The 14464-nt window shown below is 62.3% G+C and carries 13 protein-coding genes; 9 read left to right on the forward strand and 4 right to left on the reverse strand.

All coding sequences use genetic code 11. The annotated features are described in order from the left end of the window. Nucleotides 1-229: 229 nt before the first annotated feature. From A2J01_RS08285 to A2J01_RS08315, 7 genes are all read left to right on the forward strand, one after another. Nucleotides 230-793: a helix-turn-helix transcriptional regulator gene (locus A2J01_RS08285; RefSeq protein WP_197494179.1), complete on the forward strand. Its 564-nt coding sequence runs from the start codon at nucleotides 230-232 to the stop codon at nucleotides 791-793. Between the two features lie 109 nt (nucleotides 794-902). Continuing rightward, complete coding sequence (locus A2J01_RS08290; RefSeq protein WP_064112497.1) at nucleotides 903-1382, forward strand: hypothetical protein; 480 nt, start codon at nucleotides 903-905, stop codon at nucleotides 1380-1382. A gap of 70 nt (nucleotides 1383-1452) precedes the next feature. Then, the gene (locus tag A2J01_RS08295) at nucleotides 1453-2784 is read left to right on the forward strand and encodes a site-specific integrase (protein WP_064112498.1); all 1332 of its coding nucleotides are present in this window, start codon (nucleotides 1453-1455) and stop codon (nucleotides 2782-2784) included. A 353-nt stretch (nucleotides 2785-3137) separates the two neighbouring features. Continuing rightward, nucleotides 3138-3965 carry a carbon-nitrogen hydrolase family protein gene (locus A2J01_RS08300; RefSeq protein ID WP_064112499.1) on the forward strand — a complete coding sequence of 276 codons (828 nt, stop codon included), beginning with the start codon at nucleotides 3138-3140 and terminating at the stop codon, nucleotides 3963-3965. Between the two features lie 55 nt (nucleotides 3966-4020). After that, entirely contained in the window at nucleotides 4021-4647 is a 627-nt protein-coding gene (locus tag A2J01_RS08305; RefSeq protein WP_007736162.1) for a phosphoribosyltransferase, read from the forward strand. Between the two features lie 126 nt (nucleotides 4648-4773). Further along, a complete protein-coding gene (locus A2J01_RS08310) occupies nucleotides 4774-5472 on the forward strand; it encodes a hypothetical protein (RefSeq protein ID WP_058228429.1) in 699 nt (232 codons plus the stop codon). 139 nt (nucleotides 5473-5611) lie between these two features. Beyond that, nucleotides 5612-7399 carry an AMP-dependent synthetase/ligase gene (locus A2J01_RS08315; RefSeq protein WP_042450345.1) on the forward strand — a complete coding sequence of 596 codons (1788 nt, stop codon included), beginning with the start codon at nucleotides 5612-5614 and terminating at the stop codon, nucleotides 7397-7399. A 56-nt stretch (nucleotides 7400-7455) separates the two neighbouring features. On the opposite strand, the gene A2J01_RS08320 is transcribed toward A2J01_RS08315, so the two are convergent. From A2J01_RS08320 to A2J01_RS08330, 3 genes are all read right to left on the reverse strand, one after another. Further along, nucleotides 7456-8451 carry an NAD-dependent epimerase/dehydratase family protein gene (locus A2J01_RS08320; protein ID WP_082900826.1) on the reverse strand — a complete coding sequence of 332 codons (996 nt, stop codon included), beginning with the start codon at nucleotides 8449-8451 and terminating at the stop codon, nucleotides 7456-7458. Nucleotides 8452-8529: 78 nt separating this feature from the next. Next, nucleotides 8530-9900 (reverse strand): FAD-binding oxidoreductase, encoded by a 1371-nt coding sequence (locus tag A2J01_RS08325; RefSeq protein ID WP_064112500.1) that lies wholly within the window; start codon nucleotides 9898-9900, stop codon nucleotides 8530-8532. Beyond that, complete coding sequence (locus A2J01_RS08330; protein WP_007736157.1) at nucleotides 9897-10598, reverse strand: FadR/GntR family transcriptional regulator; 702 nt, start codon at nucleotides 10596-10598, stop codon at nucleotides 9897-9899. The genes A2J01_RS08325 and A2J01_RS08330 overlap by 4 nt, the downstream gene beginning before the upstream one ends. A gap of 92 nt (nucleotides 10599-10690) precedes the next feature. On the opposite strand from A2J01_RS08330, the gene A2J01_RS08335 reads away from it, so the two are divergent. Further along, nucleotides 10691-11308, forward strand: coding sequence for a cysteine hydrolase family protein (locus tag A2J01_RS08335; RefSeq protein WP_197494181.1), 618 nt, complete (start codon nucleotides 10691-10693; stop codon nucleotides 11306-11308). A gap of 5 nt (nucleotides 11309-11313) precedes the next feature. Here the strand turns inward: A2J01_RS08335 and A2J01_RS08340 are convergent, their stop codons facing one another. Beyond that, complete coding sequence (locus A2J01_RS08340) at nucleotides 11314-11955, reverse strand: alpha/beta hydrolase (protein WP_003945142.1); 642 nt, start codon at nucleotides 11953-11955, stop codon at nucleotides 11314-11316. 83 nt (nucleotides 11956-12038) lie between these two features. Between A2J01_RS08340 and A2J01_RS08345 the strand changes: the two genes are divergently transcribed. Next, on the forward strand, nucleotides 12039-14464 hold a 2426-nt coding region (locus tag A2J01_RS08345), incomplete at its 3' end, for a TM0106 family RecB-like putative nuclease (protein ID WP_064112503.1).

Consider the following 14464-nt stretch of genomic DNA (forward strand, 5'->3'; position numbering starts at 1 on the left):
CATGAGCAGAGGCATTTCGTTCATGTCTTGCTGCGTAAGTTCAGACACGTTGTGCGCCTTTCATTTTCGACGGCCAAATGCGTCGTTTCGGTTGGGAGGAGCATTTAACAACCAATGCGTCGAATTGGCAACCGCCGAGTCTCCGTCACGGCGTGTCGCAGTTTCGCGTCGAATACGTCAGTTCATATGAGCGTGTCACACACACATGAGCAGTGGTACAGTTCTGTACATGACATCGAAGACAACTGGTGCGACCGTGGGCGAGAACCTTCGCGCAGCACGCATTCGAGCTGGTGAGGATCAGTCGCAGTGCGCAACACGATTGCGGTTGCACGGCCTCGATTGGTCACGCGACAAGGTTGCATCCACCGAAAATGGGCGCCGAGGATCAATCGCGGTCGAAGAGTTGCTGATCCTGTCAGTGGCATACAAGGTGCCACTCGCTGAATGGTTCGCCGGGGATGGGCAGGTTCAGGTCACGCCTGAAGTCGCCGTAGACCGCGACGAGGTTCGTAAGATGCTGCAAGGCAAGATGATCAAGACTCGGCCTGTCGTCTTGGACTTCACGGACGTCGAAGACTTGGAAGCCGACGAACGCGCCGCAACACGGTTGGGTGTGGACCAAGATCTGGTGACCGCTACTGCACGGGAGCTATGGGGCCACACGCTGACAGCCGAACGCAATGCGCGCCTTGCAGAACTGGGAACAAGGACCCCGAAGGAACTGCGCACGCTTCGAGCGGGCATGACGAAAAGACTCATGCGCGAGATCGAGGAGGCCATGTCTGAATGAATCTGTCAGCACGTCGGCCTTGAACACCGAACATGCACGCACGCAACACATCACCGAGTCATCAGCACCGAACTGAACGCCCGCAATCACATCTCGAAAGGAACCCACGATGACCCGTACCGGACTCTTTGACCCCACGGGCTACGCCCTGCGTCCCGGCACCTACTTCCATAATCTGGACCAAGAGGATCAGGTGTCACTGTTCCAAGAGTGGCTTTCACGAGCTGCGGGACAGCGCGTTGCGTGGCTAACCGTCATGGACGAACCTTCCCCCAACGACTGGCGTTGCCAGGTTGTCGTAGTGCCCAAGAATCCTCAATGGGGGCGCAGTCTCGAAGAATTCGACGGTGAAATCCATACAACAGATTCAAGCCGTCGAGAGTCCATATGGCTGAACTGCGGACTGGGGACCTGCATAGAAGTGGGCACGGCAGAGTTGACTCCCACAGATCCACTGGACTACGCATTCCTTCCGGTAGGCGATGACCTGAACGCACTCGGCAACATCACTTGGAACGCTCAATGGGACAGGTTCGAGGACTGGCTGGTAACGAAAGGCTTTGACCGTCTTCGGTTCTACAAGGACTAGCCACACACCAACGTGCGATTGCCCTCGTTCACACGGGGGGCTTTCGTTGTATCTGGAGAAAGGAACCACAATGGCAGGACTAGGCGCGATCCGTAAGCGATGCGGATGCAGGGATGAAGACGGAAATCAGCTCGGTACGCGATGCCCGCAGCTCAAGCGTAAGAATGGCGGGTGGTCAGCCACGCACGGTCTGTTCTCGTGGCACCTCGGAGTCACCGACCCGACGGGCAAACGACGACAACTATCGAGGAGCGGCTACGCCACCAAGGAAGATGCCCAGGATGCACTCGACAAGGTGCGACAGCAATACGCACAGGGCATCATCGTCACTGATAGGCAAACCCTCGCAACATATTTGGATGACTGGATGGTGCAGAAACGAGGTCATCTCAAGGCAGGAACGATCTCGCAGTACGAAGGTCTCATCGCCCGTGTGATCGTGCCACACCTCGGGAACATCAAGATTGACGAACTCAGACCCGCGCATATTCGACGGGCATTTGATGCGTACCTTGCAGACACGACACGGGCGAAGACTCGCGCAGGTGGCCTCACCACGATTCAACGGTGCAAGGCGGTGCTTGGCTCTGCTCTAGGCGATGCTGAGAGAGAAGGCCTCGTCGAGCGCAATGTGGCACGTCTCGTCAAGCTGCCTTCTGCACCTTCATCGAAAGCTGTGGTGTGGTCGAAGTCTATCGAGGCCCGTTGGCGCGCTGAGGTTGATCGACTCATCGAAGAGGACGGCATCACACGCAAGGCCGCACGTGAGAAGGCCCCGCGCCCAAGTGGTGTGATGGTGTGGAGACCACGACACGTCGGCGCATTCCTCGACCACACTGCCGATCATTGGAACTATGCCCTTTGGTACCTACTCCTCACGCGAGGACTTCGGCGCGGTGAAATGACAGGGTTGCAGTGGCCGGACATCGACTGGGAATACTCCACACTCACGGTCGCACGGCAACGGATCATCCTCGACTCTCGTGTTGTCGTTGAGACACCGAAGTCCGAATCCGGCAAGCGCACGATTGCGTTAGGTGCGGAAGGTGTCGAGGTTCTGAAGGCTCATCGCACCGCCCAAGCCAAAGCGCGTTTGGCAGCGGGTGTGGGCTCAACGGATTGGATCTTCACCGACCCCGCCGGGCAGCCCCTAAACCCTGCACACGTCGCGGGTGAGTTCAGTCAGCTCATCAGGAAAGCCGACCTACCGCCCATCAGGACTCACGACACTCGCCACACCGCAGCAACTCTTGCGCTTGCGTCGGGCAGTGACCTCGTGACGACACGCGATCAACTCGGGCACTCCAACCTGAAGGTGACAAGCCGATACCTGTCGATGCTCGAAGAGGTCGCTCAAACTGGGGCCGACAATGTGGCAGCGTTCATCCCTCGCACACGATGACGCACACTGTCGCTGAGACGAACGCTGACGCCTCGTGAACGCTGAACACGTACGAATGCGTGTCATCGAGTGGTCAAGATCGCACACCGCCTGTGACACGAATTGTGTGTGCGCACGACATCTTGTGTCACCGAAGTGTGTGCCTGCGTTTTCGCCTTACGTCACGCGTCGAGGCACTAAATACCGGCGTCTACGTGCAGTGGAGCGGAGAATCGTCATCTACCGGCGAGCTACGTCAGATCGACCTAGGCCTGACCAGCAGTTTAGCGGATAGAGTATAGACACGACGACATACCGGGGGTGCTTTTACGACAGATCCACCCTCCCAGCGGGTTTCGCCTAGCGTAAGAAGCATGACCGAAGCCACCGCAGCCACCCCCTCCCAGACCGTTGTCGCGATTGCCCAATTCGCCCCGGGGACGGACAAGAAAGCCAACCTCGAATCACTGCGATCACTGGCTTCCGATGCAGCAGCACGCGGCGCGAAAGTTGTCGTGGCGCCGGAATACTCGATGTTCACCGCACCGAAGACGGATGAGCGTTTGATCGAGTCCGCGGAGGACCTGGACGGCGAATTCGGTTCGGCGCTGGCGTCGGTCGCCGCGGAGTTCGGAATCTTCCTCGTGGCAGGAATGAACGAGCGGATCGACGACGTGAGCAGAATCTCCAACACCCTCGTCGCGATGGACCCGAACGGCGAACTGGTGGCGACCTACCGGAAGCTGCATCTTTACGACGCTTTCGGTTACCAGGAGTCGGCCGTGATCCGCGCGGGCGAGATCACCGAACCGCAGACTTTCGGGTGCGACGGCCTGACCTTCGGCCTCCAGACCTGCTACGACCTGCGCTTCCCGGAAGTCACCCGGCGCATCGTCGACGTCGGCGCAGACATCTTGCTCCTGCCCGCCCAGTGGGTGCCGGGGCCGCTCAAGGAAGACCACTGGACCACTCTCGTGCGCGCCCGGGCCATCGAGAACACGATGTACATCGCAGCGGCAGATCAGAGCGCGCGCGGCGGCGCGGGTGCCAGCATGATCGTCGACCCGATGGGCGTCGTGATGTGTTCACTTGGCGAGCAGGTCGGGGTCGCCACCGCACTCGTTTCGGCTGCTCGCATCGCCGAGGTACGCGAGAAGAATCCCGCTCTCGCGCTGCGGAGGTTCACAGTCTCGCCGCGGTGACCTGCAGCGAGTAGCGTCGAACTGGTCGGGGTTCGAGCTTCTCGAGGACAACGCAGTGACCCAGTATCGGGATCGATCTTCCGCCGGCAAATTTCTGGCCGGGCGGCTCGAGACCTTGCGTATCGACAAGCCCGTCGTTCTCGGACTCCCGCGCGGCGGAGTTCCGGTCGCAGCCGAGGTGGCTGCGGCACTGAACGCTCCGCTCGACATCGTGGTGGTGCGCAAGCTCGGCAGTCCGTACAACCCGGAACTGGCGATGGGCGCCATCGGTGAGGGCGGCGTGCGGGTCCTCAACCACGACGTCATCGCAGCGGTTCGCGTCTCGAAAAGAGAACTCGTCGCCGTCGAACGCGACGAGCGAACCGAATTGGAACGGCGGGCGCATCTCCTGCGCGAGGGGCGGACCCCGGTTTCCCTCCACGGACGCACTGCGGTGATCGTCGACGACGGAATGGCTACGGGCGCGAGTGCCGCCGTTGCCTGCCGATGCGCGCGCACCGCGGGTGCTGCCGCCGTGATCGTCGCTGTCCCAGTAGCGTCCCCCGAAGCCATGAGAGTGATCGCGTGCTCCGCCGATCGGGTCGTCTGCCCCTTCGTTCCTGCCCTGTTAGGCGGCGTCGGTGCTGCATTCGAGGACTTTCATCAACTCAGCGACGACGAAGTGCTGTCCTTCCTCGCCTGAGTGCACACCTCTCCAGCCTGAGCACAGTCCAAGAGATCTCTGAGAATTTGTGATGTGTGCAACATTTCGCTCCTCGGTGCCGATAGCCCAAATGGAACAAAAAGAATTCGGCTTTCTGGAGGAACCGTGACCATCTCGACCGATACCGTCGACGCCGTCGCAGCTGCGTGCCGTGACCGCCTGGGCGACCCTTCCGCCTGGGTTGCGTCAGACGCTTATCGACAGAGCCTCGCCCTGTGCATCATCGAATCCGTTCAGTCCACGTCGGGTCACAGCGAAGTGACCGTCGTCGATCGCTACCTGGCGTACCGGAAAGCCCGCGAGGACAAACCCGTCACGGATGGCGCACGCGAACTACTCCGCACCTTCGAGGAAGCCGGCAGTTCGGACCAGTGGGCAGGCAAGATCGGCTCGTACAAGCGTCGCTACACGGCGACGGGTGTCCCGATCGAGGCACGGCACATCCAACAGGTCGCCGAGAAACTCCATCACTTGCGGATCAACAGCGTCGAGGACCTGCTGTCGGCCGCCGATTCCGACAACGCTCTCGACGCCGTTCACCATGCCTGGGTGGACGCGTGCGGAGACGGTTCCGAAGTGACCTGGGCCCACCTGTTGATGTTGGCCGGAATTCCGCACACCGATCTGGGGACCGCTGCCGACACCTTCATCAGCGCGACACTCGGCACCACCGAGTTGCCGGGAGACACCTCGGAGATCCTTGCAGCTACTGCAGAGCAACTCGGAGTGGATCCGGACCGATTGGACTACGCAATTCGGCGGTGGCTGTCCGTGCACGGTCGCACGCTCCAACACGTCGCCTGAGTACCTGTAAACAGGCGGTCACACTAAACTGCAGGTCAGCGCCCGACCAGTTCTACCGAATAGTAACGACAGTGCAAAATGACGACTAATGTGATGCAATGCACATCAGAAATGTCAGTAGTCACTGGAGGGGTCAATAGTGCGCGAGTTCTCAGTTCCACAGTCGTTCTCAATTCCGGAGAACGTATCCATGGCCGACTCCGTGTTCCGTCACGCCGAAGAAGACCCCACATTCGTGCCGTTCAAGAGGCCGTCGAACGGTGGATGGGTCGACGTCACTGCAGCTGAATTCGCGAAGCAGGTCTCCGCAGTTGCCAAGGGCCTGATCGCGTCAGGTGTCGAGCTCGGCGACCGCGTCGCTATCCTGTCAGCGACGCGCTACGAGTGGGTCGTTCTCGACTACGCCATCTGGACTGCGGGCGGATGCACCGTCGCGATCTACGAGACCTCCTCCCCTGATCAGGCGCAGTGGATCCTCGAGGATTCAGCGACAACACTTCTGGTCGTCGAAACGGCCAAGCACGCGGAGACTCACAAGGAAGTCACCGACGGCGCAGAAGCCCTCCGCGAGGTTCTTGTCATCGAGTCGGGTGCGATCGACGAGCTGTCCAGTCGCGGTTCGGCAATCACCGACGAAGAACTGCACACTCGTCGTCACCAGGTCACCGCTGCCTCGCCCGCGACCCTGATCTACACCTCCGGAACCACCGGACGCCCCAAGGGTGTCCAGCTGACGCACTCCAACTTCTACGCCGAGTCCAACGCCTGCCGCCTGGCGATGCCGGAGTCCATGGTCCCCGGCAAGAAGACTCTGATGTTCCTGCCGCTTGCCCACGTATTCGCGCGAGCGATCTCCTTCGGCGCTTTCGACGCCAAGGTCACCGTCGCCCACACGTCGGACCTGACGACGCTGCTCGAGCAGTTCGCCGGCTTCAAGCCCAACTTCATCCTCTCGGTGCCCCGCGTGTTCGAGAAGGTGTACAACTCGGCTCGCCAGAAGGCAGTCGACGGCGGTAAGGGCAGCATCTTCGACAAGGCTGCTGCCACCGCCATCGAATACAGCGAATCCCTCGAAAAGGGTGGCCCCGGACTGGCACTCAAGCTCAAGCACGCGGTATTCGACAAGCTCGTCTACTCGAAGTTGCGCGCAGCTCTGGGTGGCGAGTGCGAGCGTGCAGTCTCCGGTGGCGCAGCCCTCGGCGCGCGCCTCGGCCACTACTTCCGCGGCGTCGGCATCCCGATCTACGAGGGCTACGGACTCACGGAGACCAGCGCCGCAATCACCGTCAACACCTCGAGCGCGCAGCGCGTCGGCACCGTCGGCAAGCCGATCAACGGCCATGCAGCACGGATCGCCGAGGACGGCGAACTCCTCCTGCAGGGCCCGGTCGTGTTCGCCGGCTACTGGCACAACGAGAAGGCCACTGCCGAATCCATCGTCGACGGCTGGTTCCACACCGGCGACCTCGGCTCGATCGACAACGAGGGCTACGTCTCCATCACCGGACGCAAGAAGGAAATCATCGTCACCGCGGGCGGCAAGAACGTCGCACCGGCAGGCCTCGAAGATTCCCTGCGCGCGCACGCTCTGATCAGCCAGTGCCTCGTCGTCGGCGACGGTCAGCCGTTCATCGGTGCACTGATCACCCTCGATCCGGAGACTCTGCCCGGTTGGGTCGAGCGCAACGGCCTGCCCGCCGGCACCCCGATTGCCGATCTGGTGAAGAACGCCGACCTGATCGCCGAGATCGACTCGGCCGTTGCCGACGCGAACAAGAAGGTCTCCAACCCCGAGCAGATCAAGAAGTACACGATCCTCGAGGTCGACTTCACCCAGGAGACCGGTGAATTGACGCCGACGCTCAAGCTCAAGCGCAACATCATTCACGAAGCTCACAAGACCAAGATCAGCGACCTGTACGCCTGATCGATCGTCTTTCACGAGTCTGGCCCGGTTCGAATGCGAACCGGGCCAGACTCGTTTCACTGTCCGGCGGAGAGTAGTTCCTCTTCGATCTCGGATGGAAGGCCGTGCACCGCACGATCCTCCCGCTGAGTCGGCAGAGTTTCCCGCTGCATCCACTCCCAGGTATCGCGCACGGTGTCTTCGACGGGCCGGCACCGCAGCCCTGCTTGCCCCGCCTTGGCGGTGTCGGCTTCGAGGAAGCCCGCGAACTCGCCCTCCTGCGGAACCCAACACGGAAGTTGTGTCCACGGCTGCACTCCCGCAGCGGCCAGCCTGTCCTCGTCGATCCACACGAGTTCAGCGTCCGAACCGGTGGCAACCACGCACGCCTGGAGGAGCCCGGAGGTAGTGGTGTGGCCGGACGGGCTGATGACGTCGTATGCCCCGCTGATCCCGGCGGCCAGTCCGGCCAAGACAAAGGTTGCGATGTCGCGGGCATCGACGTACTGCAACGGTCTGGTCGGCACTCCGGGAGCAACGACACGTCCGCCCGCCGCGATACGCTGCAGCCACCACGGCAACCGCCCGATGTCCTCGCGCGGGCCGAGTATCAACCCTGCCCTCGCGAGCAACGCGTCCGGGAAGGATTCCAGGACAGCGAGTTCGGCCCCACGTTTGGCGGACGCGTAATCGCTGTTGTCATCGGAGGTCGCAGATGCGGCCGCCACCGGCGAGGTCTCGTCTACGTGCAAGCCCCATTGGTAGACGGATCCACTGGAGATGTATGCGTACCGGTCGACGTGACCGCGCAAAACGCGTGCATTCTCACCGACCACTCGGGGGCTACCCGACCAGGTGTCGACGACAAGATCCCATCGACGATCACCGAGCGCATCAACCATCGCACGCTGATCGGTGCGATCCGCGAACAGGACCTCCGCTGTAGGTGGTGGCGCTCCGGTGAGCCCACGATGGAGCACTGTCACTTCCCAGCCCCGAGCCAAAGCGTCATCGACGAGAGCGCGGCCGAGGAACCGTGTTCCTCCGAGCATCAACAGCTTCATGAGGGCCATCGTCACTTGAAAAGCGTCGTGCGGCAACACGTTCGTCTGGTAGCGCAATTTCCGGCGACTGAGGCACGGACTAACCGCTCAGATACCTCGTCCGGGATTGAGAATGTTCTTCGGATCGAATGCGGCCTTCACTGCAAGCATCATTTCGCGTTCGGTCTGGCCGACCATGTCCGCCATGTACGGCGCTTTGAGAACCCCGATACCGTGTTCACCGCTGATCGTTCCGCCCAACGCCAGTGCGCCGGCAACGATGTCGTCGAAAGCTCCGCGCGCACGATCCTGCGCACCCGATTCGGCAGCGTCGAACACGATGGTCGGGTGGAGATTGCCGTCGGCGGCGTGACCGAAGGTTCCGATCGTGACGCCGTGGCGATCGGCCGCTTCACGAATGCATTCCAACATGGACGGCAACGCCGGCACCGGCACCGCGACGTCGTCGAGAAGTACCGTGCCCAACGCCTCGAGAGCCGGCAAGGCCATGCGGCGCGCGGCGGTGAACTCTTCACCTTCCACCGGATCGTCGGTGTGGAAAACCTCTCGGGCCCCGGCGCTTTCGCACGCCGCGGCGCAGTCCGCTGCCTCGGCGGCCGCCGACCTACCGTCGCACTGGATGAGCAGCATCGCCCCGGCCGATACGTCCAGCCCCATCTTGGTCAGCCGATTGACGGCGCCGATGGTGACGTCGTCCATCAACTCCATCTGACACGGTTCGGCCACTGCCGACAGGGCGAGGACGGCATCGATCGCGGACTCCGCGGAATCGAAGAAGGCGACCACAGTGGTCGCGGCAGTGGGCGCCGTACGCAACCGCATCGTGGCTTCGACGATGACCGCGAGAGTGCCCTCCGACCCGACGAGCAGATGTGTCAGGTCCAGCCCCGCAACGTTTTTGCGCGTCCGTGCACCGGTACGGATCACACGCCCGTCGGCGAGTACCGCCGTCAGGGCCGCGACGTGATCACCGGTGACGCCGTACTTGGCGCAACAGATGCCGCCTGCATTTGTCGCCAGGTTGCCGCCGATACTCGAGATGGACCGGCTTCCCGGATCCGGTACGTACCAAAGTCCCTGCTGTGCAACAGCTTCTGCCAGGTCACCGTTGATCACTCCAGGCTCCACCGTGGCGGTGCGCGCGGCAGGATCGATCTCGAGAATGCGATCCATGCCCGCGACGCTCAAGACGATGCATCCGTCGAGTGCGTTGGCGGCGCCGGCCAACCCGGTACCTGCCCCTCGTGTCACCACGGGAACGGAGAGTTCGTGGGCCACCGTCATGACCGCAACGACGTCGTCGACCGTCTTCGCCTTGACCAGCGCGGCGGGCGTTCCGGCTGCGGTGAGCAGTGATTGATCCCGGACGTACGCGCCCATTCGGTCGGGATCGGTTGTCGCCCTGTCCCCCACCGCTTTCTGCAAGCGTTCACCCAACAGATCGATACTCGTGGTCATTGTGTTCGTCCTTCGTAGAATCCGCGCACATGGCGCTCGACCAAAACGGCGGCCTCGTCAGCTGCGCCGCGCTCGATCGCGTCGGCGATACCCTCGTGCTCTGCCAGCAGTGCGCCGAGCGTGGCCGCCGAGTTCTCGCGCGAGTCGAGTTCGCTCAGCAGGTAGCCGGCGATGCTGTCGCGGAGAACCGTCATGACCAACCCGAACGCCTTGTTCCCGCCGGCTCCGGCCAGCGCAACGTGAAAGTCGACATCGGCGTCGTGGAATGCGACCGAGTCGTCGGCAAGGGTTGCGACGCGCATCCGCTCGATCGCATCCCGGGCGCCGTTCGGCACCGCGACGACAGTGCGCAGCGCAGCAGCTTCGAGCAGCACTCGCAATTCGACAAGATCGCCGAGCGGAACCGCGCCCACTTGCAGTGCCGTACTCAGGGCAGTGGCCGCAGAATCGGCCGTGTGCTCGTGCGTCACCCGAGGCCTGGCAGTAGAAGTGGTGTCCGCGCCGGTCAACAATCCCTGCGCTTGCAGGACCCGAAGGGCCTCACGGACCGTCGATCGACCCACCGAGAACGTCTGTGCAAGTTCCTGTTCGGTGGGCAATGCCTCACCGACCGGGAGTGAACCGTCGAGAATGGCAGCGCGGATTCGTCCCGACACGGCAAGGCTGAGCGGCATGCGCGACAACGGAGTCGTATCCATGCCGCGACGCTACCACCCCTTGCCTGCTTGTCTGACAAACTGTTTAATTGAGGAGATTCGTGACCCGGACCACAACAGAGAAGGTGCCGACCATGACCGACAAGCTCGAATTGGATCCCGTGACCACCGCCGTCGTGCTCATCGAGTACCAGAACGACTTCACCACCGAGGGCGGTGTTCTTCACGAGGCCGTCGCACCGGTCATGGAATCGAACGGACTCCTCGCGAACACCGCCGCGCTGGTCGATGCGGCCCGTGCGGCGGGTGTCACCGTGATGCACGCACCGATCACCTTCGCCGAGGGGTACAACGAAATCACCTCGCATCCGTACGGAATCCTCAAGGGCGTCGTCGACGGAAAGGCCTTCGTGAAGGGTTCGTGGGGCGCCGCTATCGTCGACGACCTCACTCCGAAAGACGGCGACATCGTCATCGAGGGCAAGCGTGGACTCGACACTTTTGCCAGCACCAACCTCGATTTCATTCTGCGCAGCAAAGGAATTCGCACGATCCTTCTCGGCGGTTTCCTGACCAACTGCTGCGTCGAATCGACCATGCGCACCGGATACGAGAACGGCTACCGGGTCATCACACTCACCGATTGTGTAGCCGGAACTTCGGTCGCCGAACACGAGAACGCGATCACCTACGACTACCCGATGTTCTCGCACCCCGTCACGTCGAAAGAGGTGCTCGGCGCGCTCTCCTGAGAGGACTACCTGGAATGCGCTAGAAGGAATTCACGGCTGACGTTGGTGACACTGGCGTGAACCTTCTCGTGCAGCAGGTCGTGACCGGCGTCCTCGAACTCGCGCATCTCGACGTTGCGCAGCGTCCGCGCCCAGTCCCGGACGGGATCGACCGGGGCGATCCGGTCGTCGGTACCGTGAACGACCAGGACTGGGATGCCCGCGTCGGAGAGTTCCGCCCACCCGTGTTGCTCGACCGCACTGCGCGGAATGCCGCACAGCACTGCGGAGGCAAAATCGTGATCGCGATGAGCCAGCATCGTCAGCGCCGTCACCGCACCCAAGGAATGGCCCATCACCGCCTGCGGGACTTCGGGCAGTTCCGCCAAAGCGATGTCAGCGAGCGCGGCTGCATCGGCAGCAAGATCGGAGAGCGGAGCCCCGACTCCCGGATCGCCCTCCGACAAACCGTGCCCGGTGTGATCGATCGCCCACACGTCGATCCCCGACGCCGTCATTGCGCCCGCGAAGCGGTGATACTGGCCGCTGTGCTGGCCGAGACCGTGCAGAAAGACCAGTGACACCGTGGGCACCGCACCCCCTGCCGCCGGCCAATGCCGAAAGTGCACCTGACCGGTTCGTCCGTCGAAGAAAGGCATGATCGTCATTCTGCACGCCGCTACCGATATCCGCGGCTCGTGAGCGATTACTGGTGGGTTGCCTTGTCGGTGAGCGATGGCACAATCGCCCTGTGTTCCTACTCGATGATCAGATCGTCTACAGCGCCAGCGACCTCTCGGCTGCGGCCTCGTGCGAGTTCGCACTGCTGCGGCAACTCGACGCCCGAACCGGTCTGATCGCGGCCGAGGCCGCCGAGGCGGATCCGATGCTCGAGCGGACGTCGAGCCTCGGCGACTCGCACGAGCGCGAACAGCTTCAGAAGTTCATCGATCAGCACGGAGACGGCGTCGTCGTCATGCCGCGGCCGGAACACTCACGCGCGGGGTTGACCGCTGCCACGTTGGCCACCGTCGAGGCAGCACGATCGGGCGCTCCAGTCATTTATCAGGGAACCTTTTTCGACGGCCGATTCCTCGGGTTCTGCGATTTCCTCGTCCGCGAAGGCGACACCTACGCGGTCTACGACAGCAAGCTCTCCCGGCACGCCAAGGTGTCGGCGCTTCTACAACTCGCCGCATACGCGGATGCGTTGGAGCGCAATGCAATTGCCGCCTCCGATCAAGTTCATCTACTGCTAGGCGACGGCAGCACGTCGTCGCACGACATCGGAGACATCGCGCCGGTATTCGCGGCACGTAGAGCTGAACTCGAACGAGTCCTCGACGAGCACCGCGCCGAGGGGAAACCGACACAGTGGCTCGACGATCGGTACCTGCGTTGTGGTCGATGCGACACCTGCAGCGTCGAGGTCGAAAGCCATCGAGACCTGCTGCTGGTTGCGGGTGTCCGCGGCAATCAGCGTGAACAGCTGATCGTCTCGGGGATCACGACAATTGACGAACTCGCCGCGAGCACCGGCCCTGTCGAGGGAATCCGCCGGGAAACACTCGACAAGCTCCGTGCACAGGCAGCGGTTCAACTACGCCAGGAAGTGTCCGGCGACGCCGAATTCGAGGTCTACGAACCCTCGGCGCTCGGAGGACTCCCCATCCCCGACGACGGCGACATCTTCTTCGACTTCGAGGGCGATCCGCTCTGGGCCGAGGACGGGTCCACCGATTGGGGGTTGGAGTATCTGTTCGGTGTGGTCGAAGGGCCTGCGGACGACTACGTGTTCAAGCCGTTCTGGGCACACGATCGCGAGGGTGAGCGCCAGGCGCTCCTCGACTTCCTCAATTACGTCACCGCGCGTCGAGAAGCTCATCCAGGCATGCACATCTACCACTACGCCGCGTACGAGAAATCGGCGCTGTTGCGCTTGGCCGCACGTCACGGTGTCGGCGAGCAAACGGTGGACACCCTGCTCAGCGAGAACGTGCTCGTGGACCTGTACCCGATCGTCCGTGCCTGCCTGCGGATCGGACAACGCTCGTACAGCATCAAGAAACTCGAGCCGCTCTACATGGGTGAGCACGGCCGCGACGGCGACGTGACCAATGCCGCCGCTTCGGTTGTCGCTTATGCCGACTACTGCCAATTGCGCGACGGCGGACAAGCCGACCAGGCCAGGGAACTTCTTCAGGGCATCTCCGACTACAACGAATACGACTGCGAATCCACTCTGCGCCTGCGCGATTGGCTTGCCGAGCGCGCCGCAGAACACGGCGTCGAACTTCGTGAGCCGACCGGGCAGATCAAGATTCCACTCGAGGAGCTCACCGAATCGGAGATCGCGCTCCGCGAATTCGCAGGACACAAGGCAGGTTCGGCGCGTACCCCCGATCAGCAGGCAGCTGCTCTACTGGCTGCTGCGGTGGGGTACCACAATCGTGAGCGGAAGCCGTACTGGTGGGCCCACTTCGACCGATTGGTCACACCGATCGAAGACCTGGTGGACATCCGCGACGTCATGGTGGTCGAACAGTCCGAAATCGAGGCGGACTGGCACAAGAGCACTCCACGTCAGAAGAAGTTCCGTCGACACATTCAGCTGACCGGAAGTTTCGGCACCGGAACGTCTTTGAGCCCGGGCAGTGATCTGTTCGCTCTCTACGCAACCCCCTCCCCCGATGCCGTTGCAAGCGAGAACCCCACCCAGCGCGGCACCAGCAGCGTCAAGGTCACCGCCGTCGTCAAGTCCGAAGGGCTCGACGTGGTCACCGTGGAAGAACTGCTCAGCGGTGACGAATACATCGATTCCCCGGTCGCGTTGGCACCTGGTCGTCCGATTCCCACCGGACGCATGGAGAAGTCCATCGCCGCTGCCGCGTCCGACGCCAGCGAGAGCCTGCCCGAACTGCCACACATCGCGGCAGTCGACATTCTCAGGCGCAGCACCCCGAGAACCCGCTCGGGTTCACCGCTGCCACCTGTCGGCACCGACAACAACTACGCCGACGCCATCACCGCCGCACTTCTCGACCTCGACGATTCCTACGTGGCGGTGCAAGGTCCTCCCGGTACCGGCAAAACCTACACGGGCGCTCGTGTCGTCAAGACACTGATCGAACAACACCATTGGCGAATCGGCGTGGTGGCACAATCACATTCGGTGGT

Source organism: Rhodococcus sp. EPR-134, assembly GCF_001647205.1.
Classification (GTDB): Bacteria; Actinomycetota; Actinomycetes; order Mycobacteriales; family Mycobacteriaceae; genus Rhodococcus_F; species Rhodococcus_F qingshengii.

Coding starts and splice junctions, on each gene's coding strand:
- A2J01_RS08285 (WP_197494179.1), top strand. CDS start 230: ATGACATCGAAGACAACTGGTGCGACCGTGGGCGAGAACCTTCGCGCA.
- A2J01_RS08290 (WP_064112497.1), top strand. CDS start 903: ATGACCCGTACCGGACTCTTTGACCCCACGGGCTACGCCCTGCGTCCC.
- A2J01_RS08295 (WP_064112498.1), top strand. CDS start 1,453: ATGGCAGGACTAGGCGCGATCCGTAAGCGATGCGGATGCAGGGATGAA.
- A2J01_RS08300 (WP_064112499.1), top strand. CDS start 3,138: ATGACCGAAGCCACCGCAGCCACCCCCTCCCAGACCGTTGTCGCGATT.
- A2J01_RS08320 (WP_082900826.1), bottom strand. CDS start 8,451: ATGGCCCTCATGAAGCTGTTGATGCTCGGAGGAACACGGTTCCTCGGC.
- A2J01_RS08325 (WP_064112500.1), bottom strand. CDS start 9,900: ATGACCACGAGTATCGATCTGTTGGGTGAACGCTTGCAGAAAGCGGTG.
- A2J01_RS08330 (WP_007736157.1), bottom strand. CDS start 10,598: ATGGATACGACTCCGTTGTCGCGCATGCCGCTCAGCCTTGCCGTGTCG.
- A2J01_RS08335 (WP_197494181.1), top strand. CDS start 10,691: ATGACCGACAAGCTCGAATTGGATCCCGTGACCACCGCCGTCGTGCTC.
- A2J01_RS08340 (WP_003945142.1), bottom strand. CDS start 11,955: ATGACGATCATGCCTTTCTTCGACGGACGAACCGGTCAGGTGCACTTT.